The organism is Nesterenkonia alba DSM 19423 (assembly GCF_000421745.1).
Classification (GTDB): domain Bacteria; phylum Actinomycetota; class Actinomycetes; order Actinomycetales; family Micrococcaceae; genus Nesterenkonia; species Nesterenkonia alba.
Genome location: NZ_ATXP01000018.1, coordinates 1 through 17,279 on the forward strand (window position 1 = coordinate 1; position 17,279 = coordinate 17,279).

At 52.6% G+C, this 17,279-nt stretch carries 20 protein-coding genes and 1 pseudogene; 7 read left to right on the forward strand and 14 right to left on the reverse strand.

The window, feature by feature from the left end:
• Nucleotides 1–288, reverse strand: a 288-nt coding sequence (locus H578_RS0110920; protein WP_022873474.1) for a transposase, incomplete at its 3' end; no start/stop codon positions are given.
• An 84-nt stretch (nucleotides 289–372) separates the two neighbouring features.
• Between H578_RS0110920 and H578_RS0110925 the strand changes: the two genes are divergently transcribed.
• The 5 genes from H578_RS0110925 to H578_RS0110945 all read left to right on the forward strand — a co-directional run bounded on the left by H578_RS0110925 (nucleotide 373) and on the right by H578_RS0110945 (nucleotide 4,391).
• A complete protein-coding gene (locus H578_RS0110925; protein WP_022873714.1) occupies nucleotides 373–2,115 on the forward strand; it encodes a tyrosine-type recombinase/integrase in 1,743 nt (580 codons plus the stop codon).
• A 198-nt stretch (nucleotides 2,116–2,313) separates the two neighbouring features.
• On the forward strand, nucleotides 2,314–2,787 hold the full coding sequence (locus H578_RS0110930) for a hypothetical protein (protein WP_156837311.1): 474 nt from the start codon (nucleotides 2,314–2,316) through the stop codon (nucleotides 2,785–2,787).
• 85 nt (nucleotides 2,788–2,872) lie between these two features.
• Entirely contained in the window at nucleotides 2,873–3,319 is a 447-nt protein-coding gene (locus H578_RS0110935) for a hypothetical protein (protein ID WP_022873716.1), read from the forward strand.
• Nucleotides 3,320–3,337: 18 nt separating this feature from the next.
• Nucleotides 3,338–3,910, forward strand: a complete 573-nt coding sequence (locus tag H578_RS0110940) for a hypothetical protein (protein ID WP_156837312.1) — start codon at nucleotides 3,338–3,340, stop codon at nucleotides 3,908–3,910.
• Nucleotides 3,911–4,100: 190 nt separating this feature from the next.
• The gene (locus H578_RS0110945; protein WP_022873718.1) at nucleotides 4,101–4,391 is read left to right on the forward strand and encodes a hypothetical protein; all 291 of its coding nucleotides are present in this window, start codon (nucleotides 4,101–4,103) and stop codon (nucleotides 4,389–4,391) included.
• A gap of 161 nt (nucleotides 4,392–4,552) precedes the next feature.
• Here H578_RS0110945 and H578_RS0110950 read toward each other — a convergent pair whose 3' ends face one another.
• The 13 genes from H578_RS0110950 to H578_RS0111010 all read right to left on the reverse strand — a co-directional run bounded on the left by H578_RS0110950 (nucleotide 4,553) and on the right by H578_RS0111010 (nucleotide 15,356).
• Complete coding sequence (locus H578_RS0110950) at nucleotides 4,553–5,542, reverse strand: hypothetical protein (RefSeq protein WP_156837313.1); 990 nt, start codon at nucleotides 5,540–5,542, stop codon at nucleotides 4,553–4,555.
• A complete protein-coding gene (locus H578_RS0110955) occupies nucleotides 5,542–6,189 on the reverse strand; it encodes a hypothetical protein (protein WP_022873720.1) in 648 nt (215 codons plus the stop codon). Before H578_RS0110955 ends, H578_RS0110950 begins: the two co-directional genes overlap by 1 nt.
• Before the next feature lie 42 nt (nucleotides 6,190–6,231).
• The gene (locus H578_RS0110960) at nucleotides 6,232–7,470 is read right to left on the reverse strand and encodes a hypothetical protein (RefSeq protein WP_022873721.1); all 1,239 of its coding nucleotides are present in this window, start codon (nucleotides 7,468–7,470) and stop codon (nucleotides 6,232–6,234) included.
• Nucleotides 7,471–7,476: 6 nt separating this feature from the next.
• The gene (locus H578_RS0110965) at nucleotides 7,477–8,028 is read right to left on the reverse strand and encodes a hypothetical protein (protein ID WP_022873722.1); all 552 of its coding nucleotides are present in this window, start codon (nucleotides 8,026–8,028) and stop codon (nucleotides 7,477–7,479) included.
• Nucleotides 8,028–8,540 (reverse strand): hypothetical protein, encoded by a 513-nt coding sequence (locus tag H578_RS0110970; protein WP_022873723.1) that lies wholly within the window; start codon nucleotides 8,538–8,540, stop codon nucleotides 8,028–8,030. The genes H578_RS0110965 and H578_RS0110970 overlap by 1 nt, the downstream gene beginning before the upstream one ends.
• A gap of 436 nt (nucleotides 8,541–8,976) precedes the next feature.
• Nucleotides 8,977–9,954, reverse strand: coding sequence for a hypothetical protein (locus tag H578_RS0110975; protein WP_022873724.1), 978 nt, complete (start codon nucleotides 9,952–9,954; stop codon nucleotides 8,977–8,979).
• Entirely contained in the window at nucleotides 9,951–10,379 is a 429-nt protein-coding gene (locus H578_RS0110980) for a hypothetical protein (RefSeq protein ID WP_022873725.1), read from the reverse strand. The genes H578_RS0110975 and H578_RS0110980 overlap by 4 nt, the downstream gene beginning before the upstream one ends.
• Before the next feature lie 34 nt (nucleotides 10,380–10,413).
• The gene (locus H578_RS0110985; protein ID WP_022873726.1) at nucleotides 10,414–10,938 is read right to left on the reverse strand and encodes a hypothetical protein; all 525 of its coding nucleotides are present in this window, start codon (nucleotides 10,936–10,938) and stop codon (nucleotides 10,414–10,416) included.
• Between the two features lie 109 nt (nucleotides 10,939–11,047).
• Entirely contained in the window at nucleotides 11,048–11,563 is a 516-nt protein-coding gene (locus tag H578_RS0110990) for a hypothetical protein (protein WP_022873727.1), read from the reverse strand.
• A 35-nt stretch (nucleotides 11,564–11,598) separates the two neighbouring features.
• Entirely contained in the window at nucleotides 11,599–12,111 is a 513-nt protein-coding gene (locus H578_RS14935; RefSeq protein WP_022873728.1) for a hypothetical protein, read from the reverse strand.
• Nucleotides 12,111–12,962: a hypothetical protein gene (locus tag H578_RS0111000; protein ID WP_022873729.1), complete on the reverse strand. Its 852-nt coding sequence runs from the start codon at nucleotides 12,960–12,962 to the stop codon at nucleotides 12,111–12,113. The genes H578_RS14935 and H578_RS0111000 overlap by 1 nt, the downstream gene beginning before the upstream one ends.
• 88 nt (nucleotides 12,963–13,050) lie before the next feature.
• Nucleotides 13,051–13,605, reverse strand: a complete 555-nt coding sequence (locus tag H578_RS0111005) for a hypothetical protein (protein WP_022873730.1) — start codon at nucleotides 13,603–13,605, stop codon at nucleotides 13,051–13,053.
• Between the two features lie 608 nt (nucleotides 13,606–14,213).
• Complete coding sequence (locus tag H578_RS0111010) at nucleotides 14,214–15,356, reverse strand: hypothetical protein (protein WP_022873731.1); 1,143 nt, start codon at nucleotides 15,354–15,356, stop codon at nucleotides 14,214–14,216.
• Between H578_RS0111010 and H578_RS16635 the strand changes: the two are divergent.
• Both H578_RS16635 and H578_RS16505 read left to right on the forward strand, forming a co-directional pair.
• A pseudogene (locus H578_RS16635) lies at nucleotides 15,355–15,873 on the forward strand (helix-turn-helix domain-containing protein); the annotation flags it as partial. The gene H578_RS0111010 and the pseudogene H578_RS16635 sit on opposite strands and share 2 nt — an antisense overlap.
• 254 nt (nucleotides 15,874–16,127) lie before the next feature.
• Entirely contained in the window at nucleotides 16,128–17,063 is a 936-nt protein-coding gene (locus H578_RS16505) for a hypothetical protein (RefSeq protein ID WP_211215204.1), read from the forward strand.
• Nucleotides 17,064–17,279 lie beyond the last annotated feature (216 nt).

A 17,279-nucleotide genomic window follows, 5' to 3' on the forward strand; every position in this document is an offset into this window, starting at 1 on the left:
GCCCTCCGCGGACTTCTTCCACACCCTGGCTTCCAGGTGTGCCTCGCCCAAGGCCTGGGTCAGCTCGGCGACCTCGGCCTCCAGCTGTTCCTCTCGGGAGGATGGTCCGGACCTGCCGGCCACCAGGGCGGTCTTGCCGGCTTCCAGGAACTCGGCCTTCCACCGTCCGATGGACTGCTCACTGACTTTCTCCTTGCGTGCCACTTCGGCGATGGACATCTCGCCGGCCAGCACGCTCAGCACTATCCGGGTCTTCTTCTCCGCCGGAATCGAGGGTGGTCTACCCATGACTGACTCTCCTTCAGGACCTACATAACGGCCCTGCCACTAAGTCTGACGCGCGACAAGGGTACATAAGGGAAGGAGCTGCTGATGGCGAAGAGCAGTGTCAAGGACAAAGAAGAGTTTGTGAACAGTTCTCCTGCTGCTGGCGGACGGAAGAGTCGTGTTGAGCAGTTGATTGAGGAAGAGCTCTTGAGCAACGTCAAGGGTTCAAAGATCGAGACCACGTATGGCGAAGGATCGTCCTACACCACGTTGCGTAAGGATCCGAAGACTGGGAAGCAAATCCTGGTCTACAAGTATGCGATTGAGATGGGTAAGGACAGCGAGGGCAATCGCAGACGGGTGTTCGGTAGTTCGCAGAAGTCACCTATTGAGGCGTACCGGCGTTGTATCAAGAACGCTGAACGAAGGGCGCACGAGGGCAACGACAAAATCACTCGTAAGAAGCGTCGGACTCGTAAGCAGGGTGCTCGTGCTCTGGCGGAGATGACTCTGGAGGAGTACTACGACCGTTGGATTGCTGATCTAGAGAAGAAGGTGGAAGCAGGGGAGCTGGCTGCTAACACTGTGAGCCACTACAAGGGATCGTTCCGGAACCACATTCTGCCTGCACTTGGTCACTTGAAGATGTGGCAGGTTGAGAAGGAGGACATCAAGAGGTTCTACCGGGACACTCTGCCTGCGAAGAAGAAGCAGGTTAAAGAAGAGGGTGAGTGGGTTGAGACGGATGAGCCACTGCTGAACGCTTCTGGTATCAGGAACGTGCATCGACCCCTGAAGAAGATGTTCAACTATGCGGTTGAGGAAGACGAGTTGTTCTATGACTCGCCTGTTCGTGAGTCCTATGTTCCGAAGAACAGTGAGATTAAGCCGCCAGAGGACTTGAAGACGGTGCTGGCTAAGACTGAGCTTGCACTGTTGTTGTTGGATAAGGTTCGTGATCTTGAGGATGAGTTCACTGAGGTCTGGCTCCGACTGAACTACTGGGGTCTGCGACAGGGTGAGCGTGCTGGCTTGTGCTGGTCAGCGATTACGGACTTGGAGACACCGAATAAGGCTCTGTTGAGTGTTGAGCGTCAGTTCCTCTATGAGTCTGGTTATGGGTATGCGCTGAAACCGCAGACGAAGACGAAGCATTCGGAGCGTGTGTTCCCGATCAGTGAGGGCTTGAGGCAGGCTCTGTTGGCTTGGAAGAAGAAGCAGGATGAGTTGAAGGCGCAGTCCACGTGGAGGCCGCAGAAGGGCTTGGAGGACTTGGTTCTCACGACCGAGGAGGGTAAGCCTTGGAAGAACGGTCGGGACACGACGAAGTGGCATAAGTTCCGCGAGAAGCATCTGGACAACGAGAACCCGAAGCATAAGCCGCACATCATTGATTGGCGTGGGCACTTGAACCGTCATATCACTGCGACGATCTTCCACAGTCAGGGTGTGGACATTGAGACTGCGATGAGGGTGCTTGGACACTCTGATAGGGAGATGACCCGCTACTACACTGCGATGGCAGCTAACAGCCTGCGACCCTCTATTGATGTTGTGGACGAGTTCTATGAGATGTCAGTTGAGAACAGGAAGAAGCGCATCTTGGACGCTGGTCGCTCGATTGAGAAAGCGGAGAAGGAGAACGAGTCTCCTCTGGAGACACTGCAGAAGCGGTATGTGGCCATGACGGGTAGCGACAACCTGCCTCCAGAGCTTTCAGATACTGCTGCACACAGGGCGAGCAAACATGTGCAGTCGGAGCAGGAGGAAGCATTGGAAGCGATTGTGAACCTGCGGAAGCGTGAAGACGGCAAGAAGCTGCGTAAGCGGAGCAAGGAACTGGTTTGAGCGAGGTGCGGCCATTGGGAACCGTTGTGGGCCTGTTCTCGGGTGTTTGCTGGTGGTCAAGGATGTGACGACATACAGATCGTCACCAGTAGGCATATGTAAGCAATGTGGCGACGATCAGTTCGTTGACATAGCGATCAAGGCGGCGTTGTGGGCACTGCGGGGGAGTCGTCGGGTTGTGGGTCCAGGTTCTCCGCTATGGTCAAGATTGACGCTGTAAGCATGGACAACAGGAGAGGCAGGACGATGGCGCAGATCGAGTGGGAGCAGGCCGTGCTCTGGGAGGCAGCAGGTCAAGTGTTTGCTGCGAACGAGGATGCACTGAACGCTTCAACACAGGTTCTCAGTGAGGACAAGCTGGAGAAGTATCGGCAGCAGAACGTGGTTGCGGAGGCTCTGACACAGAAGTTCGAAGCACGTGACGAGCTGCTCTACATTGTTATCTCTGATTTCAGTGTTGCTGAGTTGGAGGTGTTGAAGGAGGGGATGGCTCTGATCGTGGATCGAATGAGTGGTCCTGACCTGTTTGAGAACATCGAAAACTATGTTGCTGATCGTGTAGACACAGATCGTGAGGCACTCGTGGAGAGTTTCAAGAAAAATGTTGAGGCAGAAGAGCTTCCGAATGCTCTGTATCGTGCAGTATCCGATGAACTGAGCAAACAGAGCTGACTATGTTTGTTTGCTGACTCCTCTTCTGCTGATCTTCGAGCTAATGTCATGCCTGTTGATATAGATACAGATGACACAGTCGGAGATGAAGATGATTGCAGGAGCAGAGAACGATCTTAAGTTTGCTTTGCTGGCAGAAGCTGCAGAGCGAGTCGAGAAGAAGAACCAGCAGGTACTGAGCCAGTTTGGTGGTGCTGAGCGAGCGGTTGCGCTGATTGGCGAGAACGCAGAACAACACAAGAACAAGGTCAAGGTTGCTTCTGAGCTGCAGTATCAGATCGATGCACGGTTCAAAGATGGTCTGGATGCAGACATTATGTTGTCGGAGTGTTCCGAGGACGAGCTGAATGTTCTGAAAACCGGGTTGGCATATGTGGGCATCATTGGTACTGACGAGCTGAAAAGCAGGGTGTTGTCGCGTGTTGGCGCGGATGCTGATGCTGCTTTCGATGAGCACGTGATCGAAGCCGACTTGACCGAGCAGTTGTTCCGGCAGATTGGGAAGCTCCAGGCCGAGCGAGTTAAGGACTGATCGAGGATGACGGTAGCGATGGCGGAGAAGAAGAACGCACTGGTCACAGAAGAACAACTTGATCGGTATGCAGAGCTGGCAGTCGAGTTAACAGAGATTGCTTCTGAGGTCGGGAAGTTTGAGCACTGTTGGATCCAGCTGACTCTTCATGGTTTGAGGCAAACAGAGCGGCACGAGCTTCTTTGGCAGCAGGTGGTTCACAGAGGATCGCGTGCGGGTGGCGACAGCGATGGTCGGGATTCGATGATCCATGTTCCCAACGGGAAGCGTGGCGGCGGGTTCAGGAAAATCTATATTGACTGGGAGCTTGATCTGGCTCTCCGTGCTTGGCGGGACGAGCAGATGAGCAAGTTCGGTCAGCAACCATATGTACTCACGAGTCCTCGCGGAAAGCAGATGAGTGCTCCAGGCGAGAACAAGTTCTGGCGGTCGTTCCTTGAGCAGCATCTTCCTCCGTTGCTCACAGACGAGGACAGGAAGCTTGGTATCGGGCCTGAGAACTGGCGGTTGAGTATGAATCGACCTATCTCGGCTGTTCTGTGGCGTTCAGGCGGGAAGAGTGCGGAACTGGTAGGGAAACTGCTCGGCTGAGCTTTGAGGCGCACACAGCGGCGTCTGTGGCCTCGTGTGGCCGTTTGTATGACGTTTCTCTTAGCTGCGCGGCGAGTCTCGTTTGCGTGTCCGACCTCGGAGCTATGGTGTCGGCAGGTGGGCAGACGTTGCCTGCTTGTTGTTGACAAGGACGCTCGGATCCCTGACGAGCGGTAAGGAGGAACCAGATATGACACTGGTTGCCGTTGAGATGAAGCGCGGCGAGCTGGGTAAGCTCCGCGAGATCTTTGAGAAGCAGTCAAAGAAGTTCGATGACTTGAACCGCGATGACAAGATGAAGCAGTGGACGTCTCAGATCGAGCAGTATCTCGGCAATGCTGAGGATACTGACGAGGAGATTGAGTTGACGCTCAAGTTCTCAGAAGACGGTGAGGACTTCACTGCATCTGCTGTTCAGTATGTGCTTGCAGAGTATCGCCGGAAGCATCCGGGATGGTTTAAGGAGAAACAAGCTGCTTGATGCTCTGACAGCAGAGAGATAACTTAATACATAGAGAGCAGCCACTCTGCGCCGGTTTCTGGGAAGGTTTCGGTTCACGGAGTGGCTGTTCTTTATTCGCTTGTTGTTGACACTGCTCATGTTAACAGCGTTTCTCTTCAAGTGTCTACATATGTGGACACTCAGAGTTCAATGATTTCTGGTTCGATGACACTCAGGGACCAGTCGACAGGGAAGTTCTTGAACTCGTCGCCATATTGCTCCTGGACTGCAGTAGGGGAGTAGAGCTTCAGTTTGGATGGCTTCTCATTGTCCTCGTCCATCTCAATGTCGTGCGCCATGTATCCATGCTTCAACATGAATTCTTGGTAGTTGGAGGCGTGGCCGTTGTAGACGATGCTGCCGTTGAGTTCTCCGATGAAGTGCTGCCAGTTGGTTTCTTCGCCTTCACTGGTTGAGCAGAAGATGTCGAGTGCTCGGGCCAATGAGATAGGAGCAACAAATATGGCTTCTTTGCCGCTGGCGCTCTTCTTCTCTATATGGAGTCCATCCTTCTCAACGACCTTGAGAACTGTGCTGTAGTACAGCTTGGCATCATTGAGTCGCTTGAAGATGTCTGCTGTGAGGATCAACCAGCGAGCGTGGGCTGTGAGGACACTTTTGGGGTCTTCTGGGTCTACCTTGCTGCCGAAGTCTTCGTCTGTTCCTTCAAGGCAGGTCTTGATCCATCCGAGCGCAGCATCGATTTGTCTCCAGTGTGTATTTACGAGATATACCACGTCTTGCAGTTCTGCATATGCTTGCAGGTGGTCTCCGATTTCTTCCTCACCGGCATCAACGCTCTTGACAATAGCGCGTGCAAGCTCGTCTTCTTCGTCAGCGTCGCCCCAGTCGAAGTCCTCGTCGGTTTCTCTGTCTTCGAGGCGTGAGCGAGCGACCGAGATCAGTTCATCGGCGGTGTAGTAGTAGAGCTGGTCACTATGGCGATAGCGAGGGTTGCCTGTGACCTCCGAGTATCCAATGGTCTCGTGTGCCAGCTTAGAGATGTTGTGATGCACGAGGGGGTGTGCTGAGCACGCATAACCAGACCTGAGTGCTTCTTCTACTCTCTCGGGGGTCACATTGATAGTGCCTGTCTTCCTGTCGATGGGCGGTGGTTGCTTTGTTGCCATCAGTTGTCCCTCTCGTTGTCGTTGCTTTCTTCTTGTTTTGAGAGAAGTGTTTGAATTTCGTCTGAATGGAAGTACATGTCAATCGCGCGAGCAAGATTGTCAACAAACAGGACCGTGTGATCGTCGTCAGATAAGTGGAGGTGCGTCTCTGGACTCTCGCTTGTATAAAGGAAGTCGAAGACAAAATGCGACAACTCAAGCCATGCTTGGTACTTGTTCTCCGCTTCCCCTAGAGTGGTATTAAACCAATCGAGTGCACTCCTCATCTCCTGCCACTCTTGATCTGAGCAGTAGGTATCACAGTTCTCTTCAGCAAGTTCAATAAAGAGTGCTTCTGCTTGTGGGCTGTCTTTGCCATGCTTCTCAATAGCACTGTGGAGTTGAAAAGCGATCTCTTGCTCTTCTTCGTCGCCCTCTTCGACTCTTTCTCTCGCATAGATGGAGAGTTCTTCTGAATCAGCGTAGAACCTTACCTCAGATGCTTTGAGCGTTATCCTGTTGTCACTGCACACATGTGCTGGCAAGTTATGGATGTTTTTGTAGAAATCTTCAGCTGAGGTGCAAGCATAGGTCAATTCTTCGTGTGTTCTTCCTGCCAGCTTCTCATCCTGTTCCTGGTTGTTTTCTGGGTGCGCCTGAGTAGTCATAGTATTATTGTTCCCCCTCGTTGTCGTTGCTTTCTTCTGCTTTCAGGTCATTGAGTGCTGCCGAGAACTTGTCGATAAGATCGTTGAGCTGCAGGTTCGGGTCATCGCTCCCGCCATTGACAACATCAACGATGTCACGTGCCAGATTGATTGCAGTGGCTTCTGCTTGTGTGAAATTCTCCGAACCATCTTCTGACTGTGTTGCCTCGAAGATCTCGTCCCATCCCAGTCGACGTCGCCCTCTTGAGCTTCTGCTAACAGGTCTACAGCATGTTCTATGAGATCTGGGTGCTCTTGGATTGCAGTGACCTTGTCCTCGACGCGTCCGACCAGTTGCATCAGCTCGTCTTGAGAAAAGATAGGACGATTGTCCTTGTCCGGCAGCTCGATGATCTCAGGTTCTAGCAGGGAGATTGCCCAGTCCTCTGGCAGCTTGCCGAGATCGCCATCGTAAGCGGTTTTCAGATCGTCCACCTTGTAGAGCCGCACTGATTGCTTAAGAAGCCCGGAGGAAGCGTCCTGCTGGCTGTCCAGCACTGCAGCAGAGTAACCACTGGTCAGCATCTGCCTGATGTAGTCGTCTTCTGTGATCTCGACTGGGCGATGGGGGTGAGCGTTGAGCCAGAGCAGTTCGGAAAAGCGCTGATAGTAAGAATCGAGTGCCTGAGCCATCGCGAGTGGCGAGACGGAGACGAACTCTTCCTGCTTCCAGAATTCTGCCTCTACAAGGATGCCGTTGTTATCGCTGTTCTCGAGTTCTTCGATAGCGTTCAAGTAGTGCTCTGCTGTGATGGCAAAGCGTGCACGAGCGTCTGCGAGTTCTTGAGCTGTGTAGTCCTCGTATTTGGTGTCGCCTGATTTAAAAGGAGCGTCTACCAGGCGTCCGATGGCGGAGACCGCGCTCTCAAACTCTTCTTCGTGGTCGAAGCCGTAGCCACCGAGATAAACAACACCGAGCTCTTCCGCGAACTCATGTGCTTCGTGCTTGAAGCTGGATTCGGATCTAAATAATTCCACAACAGCCCATGCCATTTGCCTGAGCTCTTCAGAGGCGCTGGGATCTTCTACAACTTCTTCGGCCTTATCGCAGATCTTCTCTGAGGTGTAGTAGCGCAGCAGATTAGTAGGGGAGTAGGTGATGGGTTCCCCCTTGAGGGTCTCGATGTTGGCGAGACGCTCCCTGTAGAACCAGTTTGGGTAGTGGTAGAGCTTGCCTTCACGGTAGAGCTTCTCGAGCTGCTCGTTCGCAGTGCTTTCTTCGAGTTCAGGGATGGTTGTCATCTGGGATCACTTTTCCTCCATATGAGGGTTTCCGAGAACCCACTCGATGCTGTAATAGCGTTTTGCAGTGTCTGCGGTGTGATCAGAAGAGAAGAACTTGTATCCGTTGGCTTGCGCTTCTTTAAGTTCTGTTGCCAGCGCATTGAGGACTTCATCCATTGAGCCGTGATTTGTTTCCAGCTCTTCTGCGAGGGCAGTGAAAGTATCCGTGCTCTCATCGGTTCTGGCGCGACCCGATGCTTTTGCTTCGTCTTCTGTTTTGAATATAACGAGTTTGAGGTCGGTCGCTTCGGGTAGCAGTGCTTCTGCTTCGTCCTTAAACTCCTCGAGATCCATGTAGACAAGGTTTTCGTCTTCGTCGGTGTCTAGAATGTAGCTCTTGCCGTCTTCGAGTGCTTGGTCTGCCAGTGGCACGATCTTTCGGAGGTTCTCGTAGAAAGCGTCTGTGTAGAGGATGCCGTCGTCACCCAGCACATCTTCCAGCCAGTATTCTTCGAACTCGAGTTCCTCGGCGTCGTCTGGGATGTCTTCAGTGAAGCGGATGTTGTCAATGGCCATCACTTGTCCTCCTCGTCGGCACTGTGCTTGGTCTCACGATACTGGGTTGCGGCTTCAGTCGGCGTTGTGTCCAGCTCGGAGACGATGAGTCCAGCTTCCTCCAGGCGCTCTCTCCGGTCCTGCTCTGTAAGGAAGCTCTTGAGCGACTCCACTGCTTCCTTGTTCTTGGGCGTGTTCTTGATCGTGAAAGGCTCTGTGCTTGAGGCGACGGTGTAGTGACCTTTGAGAACTGTGATGCTCTCTCCCTTGCTTGCTTCGTCCATCCTGCTCAAAATGTCGTTCAGGAAGTCTTGAGCGAAGTCTCTGCGATACTCGGCTACCTCGTCACGGTCAAGAGTCCAGTAAGCATGGTCTTCTGGAAGGTTCTCCTCGTGAGCTAGGTATGCACTGCTGATTGCACCGAATCCAAATGTTCCTTCACCGAGCTTGCCAGTTATAGTGTTCTTCTTGAAACGAGTTGACTGATAGTCCCAGTAGTCGTCGTCCTTCCATGTTGGCTGTGCGTCATTCATAGTGTTTATTGTTCTCCTGTGTTTGCTTCTATATTTATGTTTCTAACGATTCACTCCGATTGATCCGGGCTTTTTTGGTAACGAAATGGTAACGATTGCAGTTGCTCACAGTGTTGTTCTCAGATGTTGCGACCAGTGCTAACGGTGCTGGTTTTGCAGGGGAGGCAGCGTCATCGATCTGTTGACGATCACTTTGCTTACACTGGGGGAGCGGCGAAAATCTGTATGTCCTCACTTTGAAGACACCGCTGCCAGCATGCTTCCCAGCATTGTTCTCACTGTCACCAGCACTGTCCTCAATGAGAATCGAGAGCACTGTCAACAACTGCTTCCCAACAGTGCTGACAACTGCGAGCATTAACTTGCTTGCATGACTACATGCTTCCCAGCAGAGTCCTCAAGATCAGCACTGGGAACACTGCAAAACTGATCGCCCTCACTTCGAGATCTTCTTCAAGACCTCAATCTGCCACTCAGACGGCATGCTCTTGAAATCATTGTCTGCAAGCTTCATGTACTCAGAATGCTTGAGGACAATCGGTGCCCACTCTTCAACAGTGACAGTCCCACCTGTTGACAGTTCTCGCTCAACTTCCCCCCTTTCAAATGTGATGGCGCTATACCCAAGCTCCAACATCCTCAACGGTGTCTTCACCAGATCAAACTGTGGGAAGTTGAACGGCTCGTGTGCGTGTGACATCTTCTGGTTGTACTCATCCAGAGCACGTAGCAGTGTCTCCACCGTAGTTCGCAGTTCAGGTGACAGAAGAACCAGGTCACTACTCTTGCTGACCTTCTTCTCTTTCAGGGAGGCAATGGTTCGGTTGAAGAACGTGACCCACTTCAAGAAGAACTCAATCGGCTCGGTGCCGTCGATCAGTTCCTCCTTGCGAGTCTCTTCGTTGAAGGCAACTCCCAACCAGCGATCAAAAGTTTGCTGGATGCTGTTCAGCTGCTCTCGCTCATGAAGACTGATGTAGTAGCTGAACTCGGAGTCCTCAATGTAGTCATAGAAGATCTGCTCTTCAGGGCCATCAGTCGTGTTCAGGCGACCTTCCGCCTGCTGCTTCTCGTAAGCATCGGCTACCTGCTTTTGTTGCAGGTAACGTTCGTCTGGATCGTCTACTTCCAGCTCGTTTGAGATAGAGGTACTAATGTCCTCGCCGTGCTCGTCACGAATGATCTCGTAGGCGTCTTCCTTAGTCATGTAGAAGCCGCTGTCGTATTTCTCCTGCGAGTAGGGAGCTGTGTTGACACGACTGTGAGTTTTCAGAACAAGATCTGCGAACGCATCGCTGTCGTAATTGAAGTACAGCACTTTGCCGTGATAGGAGTCCGGTGAGTAGCCAACGAACTCGGCCTCATAGAGTGCTTCCAACTTTGTGTTATCGATCTGAACGAGTGGTGTAGTCACCGCTGGCCACCTGCTTTCTGTGTTTTGAACTGTTCGATAGCGATCACCCAGTCCTTGCAGGCACCGCCAACGTGCTGTCCCTTGTATAGGAACTCATCGACAACCGTCCATGAGATAGCACCAGGGAAGTCAGTCTTGAGTTCCTGGATGCACTTGTCCTCAATGTCCTTGGAGATGTACTCGAGGTACTCGTCTCCCTTGCCCATGCTCAAAGCCTTCTCGTACTCATCGCAGAGCATCTGGTAGAGCTCGCGGGGCGGAAGGAACTTGTATCCACGGTTATCTCTCTCCAGGAACCTGCGCTGCATCTCGTTAGTGCCGCCGCTAAAGGGATCCTTGGGGCGTGGAGTTTTCGGAGTCTTGTTCTTCGTACGTGCCTTCTGAGTGGCGTATCGCTTCTGCTTGTTGGTCTTCTTCTTGCTCATCGTTATCGTTGTTCCTCGTGTTCTTCAGGTGCGGTCACTTGCTTGCGGTTTCGATCTGAATGATCTGTGAGAACGTCCCATAGGTGAACAGACCTGGGATCGTTGGGTGGCCAGGGATCACGTCGAACATGAAAACGTTGTTCGGGTCACCGTTGCCTTCGTGCTCTGCAAGGCAGTAGAGCCTGCGTACAGTGGCATCAAACTGTTCTGGTGGCAGTTGCTTGCAGTTCAGCAAGTGATAGATTTCCCCCTCCAGCTCATCCGCTGTCAGCAGGAACTTGTCTGCGGCAGCAGCTTTGTATGACTCCAGCAGTTCGCCTGCACTGACCGCAAGTTCTTCGCCTTCAGGACTTACAACAACATCAGTGAAGATCTGCTCGGGGTTCTTCTCCCACTCGCGTGCTTGTTCTCGGAAATCGCTCTCTACGACAGTGACTGCGACAGCAGGAATGAGGTCAGAGTTCAGTACTGCATCCATGTACTCGCGCTTCATCTCGCGAGTCAGCCATTCAGCGAACGTGATTGCGTTGTCAGTTGTGTTATCGTTAGTTGTAGTCATTGGGATTATTCCTCTTTCCTTATTGTTTTTGAACATGACTCTCTAAGGTCGAGAGCGCGGCAACGCTCAGGACCGAGTTACTTTATTCAGTTGTTTGTTTTTGAGTTGCTTACTTCTTGCTCTCCATCGCAGCGAGGAGTTCTTCCTGCTTAGCTGTGAGCTTCTCCAGCCATGTGGTCTTGCTGTCCACCCAGTCACCAGTGAAGATGCGATGCACGTCCTCGTAGAACTCGTCGTCTCCGTCTGAGCGACCACGTGCGGGATCAGTTGTCAGCACTTCGTTCGCAACTGCGATGTTGTTCTTCAAATCTTCGATGCGCTCAGGGCGCTCAACGATCCTGTCTTTGAACTGCTCCTCCCATAGAAGGAGCAGGAGCTTTGGGCGAGAGGTCTCATAGAACTCTTTCTCGGAGATCTCTGTCATCGCTTCGGAAGGCAGGGTGACATCTGTTGCTTTCATGTAATTCCGCAGCGCAGGGCGGATATCATCCTCGGCCTTCAAGAACCCGTAGTTGTCGAAGAAGTAGTAGACCGCACGAGCTTCAGCGGTAGCGCTCTGCCCGAGATCCTCAGCTTCCTCGCATGCCTTATCGATGACTTGAGCGATGTTTGTAGGTGTCAGCATCGTTGGTCTGTCCTTTCTGATGGTTTGTGTTGTTCTCAGGCGGTTGGTTCTTTTATCTTCAGGTCTTCGAAATCAAAGTCAGTGTCTAGACCGTCAACGAAGAGGTCAGGCACAATCTCGTCAACCCAGTACGTGACGTGCCAGCTATATGGCCCATTGAGCTTGTAGGCCAGCATTACCTTGTCGAGTCCCATTTGGAGGAAATTGAAGAGTTTGGCTACTTCTTCCAATGACCCGAACTCTGACCAGTGGTACTTGAGCGTGCAGAGCGATTGAACCCATGTACGAACTTCGTTCGTTGTGTAGTCATCCTTGTCTTCAACGCCGACGTGACGCAGCACCTCGTTAACGGTAATTCCCATGAAGTGAGCAATGAGATGTGGGTCGTCCAAGGGGCGCTTGTTCATGAGGTGGTCTGTGGCCATGCGTAGACGATTGAGTCTATCCTCTGATGCCATAAGTACCGTCACGTTGTACAGAGGAGAGCGAGAGCTCGCCTGCTTATCCTGACGTGCTGTCTTGTTCTTGTGGTTTGAACGCTTACCCATCAGGCAGCACCTCCCAGCTCAGATACAAGGTCTTGAAGAACGCTGTTGAGAGTGTTCTCGTGAACCAGACCAAGCTCGCTCAAGTAGACGTCCTTATACTTGGTACCCAGCTCTTCTTCGACAGCCACCTGCGGGATAGCAACCTTGTCGCCTCCCCGAACTACTTCCTTCTGAATTACTACCCTCAAGCGACGCAGGACTTCTTCCTCGTTGAGAACGAAGTCCTCAGCAAGCGCACGGCGGAATGCCTCTGCGTGATCGGCTCCAGAGATCCAGCGGGTAATGCCCTGCTCAATGTCCATACGAGCGCTCAGCGCTTCGCGGTCCTTCTCGCGCTTCTCTGACCACTCAAGCTTGTGGGACACAAACTCTTCAAGGTCAGTGTGTCCAGACATCAGACGAATACGAACCTCGTCCTTGTAGTCCAGGACTAGCTCATCGACAGTCATGGTCGACTTCCCATCAGCAGGAGGGTTCTGCATCCCCCAGAACACCTTGATAGCATTCTTGAACTCGTCAGCAGGTGCCCACATTGAGATGCGAGGGCTTTCCGTGAATGTAAGCCCGAGCCAACGGCTGTCAGGAACGTGCTCTACCTGGTCCAGCAGCTCACGGAGCTTGTTGGCATGTGCTTTCGTATGAGCAGCGGGAAAGACCTGGCTGCCCGAAATAAAATTGTGGAGCAGGTCGTGCCCTGAGAGCAGGTTGGGAGTCCCAAGAGCGGGGATGCTCTCCTTGTTATAGGCGACGTGGACTGCCATTTCGCTGAACTCCAGTTCAGGATCCGTTGCCCCCATCAGTGCCATAACATCCTCAATGGTGGTATCGTTAAACATATCGTTGATAGTCATTTGGGAGTTTCTCCTTAAATTTAGACGTGTTTAGTTGAGGTCTGAGAGCACTCACTCTCAGACCTTTTGTTTCTGTTTGATAGTTGGTTCAGGCGTTACGGGAGTCCCGTGCCATGTTCTCAATGGTTTCTAGTGCCCCGGTGAGAGCGTCATAGGTGAAGAATCCACAGATGTGATCGGCACTCAGGCGTACGCTGGTCATCCAGCCTTCGTCGCCGTCTTCAGTGCCCCGCTGATAGAAGTAGTCCTTCATCTGGCGAAGGTCTGAAACCATGTCTTCAAGGGTGTTCTCCTGCAAGTGCTCGAACAGGTCATTCTCTAGATCTACCTGAGTAAAGATGAAGTTTTCTGACTCCGCCTGTTCGTATGCCGCGAGAAGTTCGCTTCCGGTGTAGCTAAATTCCTTCCCAGGCGCTACATAAGGGAACAATCCCTCCGGCTCGTCTGCCCACAGGCGAGGGCCGCCATCAAAGACATGCTCCTCCAGCCAGCAGTCCTTCTCGCGATCCTCCTCACTCGATGAAAAGTATTCACTGCGATACATTGCCTTCAGAAGCGTGACCAGAGACGGCGCTCCGTTAGAAGACTCTTCCTGCTTAGCCTGACGTGCCTGCTTGTTCTTGTGGTTGCTACGCTTACCCATCTTTTATCTGTTTCCTTTCGTTGTAGTCCTGGTGGACTGTGTCTTGTGTGTTTGCTTGTCCTCCCTGCCGTGCAGCTTCAGGAGGTTTTGTGTGGCGCTCTGTGCGCCTCATATCTCTTCTATGGGGTTTGACCCCGGTATTTGTTTTTCAATCGCTGAGACCTGCTTGCCGCCTATATGCTCGCAATCCACTTCGCGAGGAGAGCGTTTCCGCTGGTTACCAGTTCGTGGTTCATGTTTCTGCCTTTCAATCTGTTATGTCTTCTTGTTGACCCTTTGTTCTGCCAACAATGTAAATACTGACAGACTGAATTAGCTTTGTCAACAAACAATCTTCAACAAAAGGGGTTTTTGAGCTAAAAGTTGGCAGTTTTGAGCAAGTAAACATGTCTGCTTCCCAGCAATGACGCGGGAGAAGAAAATAAGATAACAAAATGGTAACGGTTTCAAAAAGTTGCCGAAATCGTGTTGACTTCTGCTTGACAGCATGGATCAGGGAGTTCTCAGAGCAGTGCGTGCGAACAAGTGCAGACACGAGAAAACCCCGAGAACACGCGGAACTCGGGGCCTCAGTAGGGGAGAGGAACTAACTCTCGAAGTGACGACGATCAGTTCAAGTCGGCATCTGTTAGCTTGACGAACTTCCTGAACTCCTCTGGCAGCTGCTCAACAAGTGCCTGCTTCGTAGCGTTGTTGTCTACAAAGTTGAAGTTCCCCAGGCGGTGGATGTCCGGATCAATGATCGCACCAGGGATCGCCTCACCAGTGTCTGCAGAGATAACAGCATCGTTCTTGAAGTCCAGCGTCGCCTCTACGAAGATCAATGAAACCTTCGTTGGATCAGGAACACCAAGCAATACTGGTTTGGTAAAGGTCAAGAATTCCGGTTTAAGCACCTCTGGATCGTTCAGCTCATCCTCGAAACCAGCAAACGCTTCCTGGTATTCAGGAGTCTCCGGACCAAAGACCTCCGTCTGCAGCTCCAGCTTCTTCCTCATGTGATCTGGGTAGTTTGTCTCAAACCACTCATTGAACGCAGTCACTGCTTCCTCGTCAGCAACGTCAATGCGACCAAATGGAACATCGTCTTTCTTGCTCACATATGCGAGCTTCTCGCCGGTCTCTGGGTGGTGGAACTCGATCACACGCTTACCCTTGATGCTCTCAACGTCCGCCATCTTTTCGTAGAGCACGAACTTGTCATTTGAGATCTCTGACTCCAGGAGGGTCTTGAAAGCATTGCGCTGCAGGATCTCAAAGAGCTTATCGTCGTCCAGCTCCAGCTCTTCCTTTGTAAGCACTACATCGCGACCGAGACGACCACGGCTGACCGGATAGCTCTGTGGCTCCTTGTTCAGGAATTTCTCGATCACACTGATGTCCTGATGGATGTAGTCAATGTCGTCGCGCTTGTTCTTCTTGTTCACAGCGGCACGAACCTTCTTGTTGGCCTCATCGATGCTCCAACCAGACACTGCCATCACATGCTGTGCCATCTTGCCAGTGGGCCTCATTTCGCCTTTCTGGTGCTTGAATCCGTGGCAGCTGCGGCATAGGGCCTCGAAACCAACGAGAGTCTGTGTTTTCTTGTCATCGTTGTATGACCAGACTTCGTCACACTCGAGCGGTTTTCCTTCGTGTCCCTCGGGAACTCCGCAGATCTCGCACTTCCAACCGGCTCTGTGGCGAACACCCATCGTGATCTTTGCCCACTGGGCGGATTCAAATGGTCGTCGCAACACCTTGATCATGGAGGTGTGTGTGGTGGGACAGAAAAACGTGTCGACATTGGAAAAGTCAGCGGGTGGTCGCCGGCAATGGGCAGCGGATCGGGCCTTGCGTGCCCCGATGCGTTCCCCTGGGCGGCCTGAGCCGTCCCGTGCGGTGCAGCGCGAATTTTGGCGGTTGATCGCCACCGGGATTACGACAGTCGAGGCCTCAGCGCAGGTCGGTGTGTCAAGCCCGGTGGGGATCCGTTGGTTCCGGCATGCTGGTGGGATGACACCGATTAGTCTAGAAGAGCCGGTCGGCAGGTATTTGACGTTTGATGAGCGTGAAGAGATTGCGATCCTGACATCCCAAGAGGTGGGGGTACGTGAGATTGCTCGTCGCCTTGGCCGTGATCCGGGGACAATTTCACGCGAGTTACGGCGTAATGCTGCCACCCGGGGTGGCAAACCGATCTATCGGGCAGGTGTTGCGCAGTGGAAAGCACAGCAAGCTGCCAACGGCCCCATTCCAGCCTCGACTACCGCACCCCGGTTCAAGCCTGGACCGACCACGAAACACTCACCACGACGCCATCAACCCAAGCGGCCTAACAAAGAAGAAGAAAAAGCCCGAGCAAACTGTCCAAAAAACTTGACACAGCCCAATCCGTAGTGGATAATTTCCCTGCAGTGGGGGGTGTATTCCCTTCCCTTGTGTAAGTTGCCATCACTGTTTTCACAGAGTAACCGGGCCCGCATCCCTGGAAGGTGCCTCGAAACTCGTGACTTTGGGGCGTATTCAAGAGGAGAAAAATGTCAGGTTCTGATAGCGAAACACCGTACAAGGTGACAAGCCAAGGTATCCAATTAACTGGCGGAGACACTTTTAAAGATGGCGGCCACGTTAACATTCAGTGGCTCAAAGCGGACGGAAGTAAAGGCAGCGCTGGAATCCACTTTGAATCTCTAAACGATCAGCCAAGTGGCCAGTGGATCGGAAAAGATTTCCTTCCTTGGAGCGCTTTCCAAGACGGCCCAGGAGAAGGGGACTCTATCGTTTGGGTCCAGATCGATATGTATAACGAGCACTACGGTGAAGGCGGCCAGCCCCCCGTCCCTGTAGAACCAGAGCCTGAACCAGAACCGGAACCAGAACCAGAGCCTGAACCGGAACCGGAACCAGAACCTGAGCCAGAACCGGAACCTGAGCCTGAACCAGAGCCAGAACCTGAGCCAGAACCGGAACCTGAGCCAGAACCGGAACCAGAGCCTGAACCAGAGCCAGAACCTGAGCCAGAACCGGAACCTGAGCCAGAACCTGAGCCAGAACCAGAACCTGAGCCGGAACCAGAGCCAGAGCCTGAACCAGAACCGGAACCGGAACCTGAGCCAGAACCTGAGCCAGAACCAGAACCTGAGCCGGAACCAGAGCCAGAGCCTGAACCAGAACCGGAGCCGGAACCTGAGCCAGAACCAGAACCGGAACCAGAACCTGAGCAGCCTGAAGAACCTGAGCAGCCAGAAGAACCTGAGCAGTCAGAAGAACCTGAGCAGCCAGAAGAACCTGAGCAGCCTAAAGAGGACCATGACGGCACCTTTGCCGGTTCCGTAACTGATGTTGGCGGAGGGGACCTAGCTATGACTGGGTTCGATGCCAATATCGGTTCAGTTACCTTGAGCCTAGCCTTGCTTGTTTCCGGTGCAGTTATGGTCGCTGGTAGCGCTCTTCGCCGCTTTCGTCAGAGCTAGTTGACGAATGTTTCGCACACTAAGGGGTCTTGGGTGACTAAGGGCCTGAGGTGGCGGAAGGCCTCATATAACAACGCAATTTTTAGAGTTGCTTAGCTATGAGCGTCTAATGTAATCCCCTATATGAATATCCCCTAATAGAGAAGGCCCCGGGCCAGTAGATGCAATAAGCATCACTGTCCCGGGGCCTTCTTCCTCCGATGATATTGAGTCTCC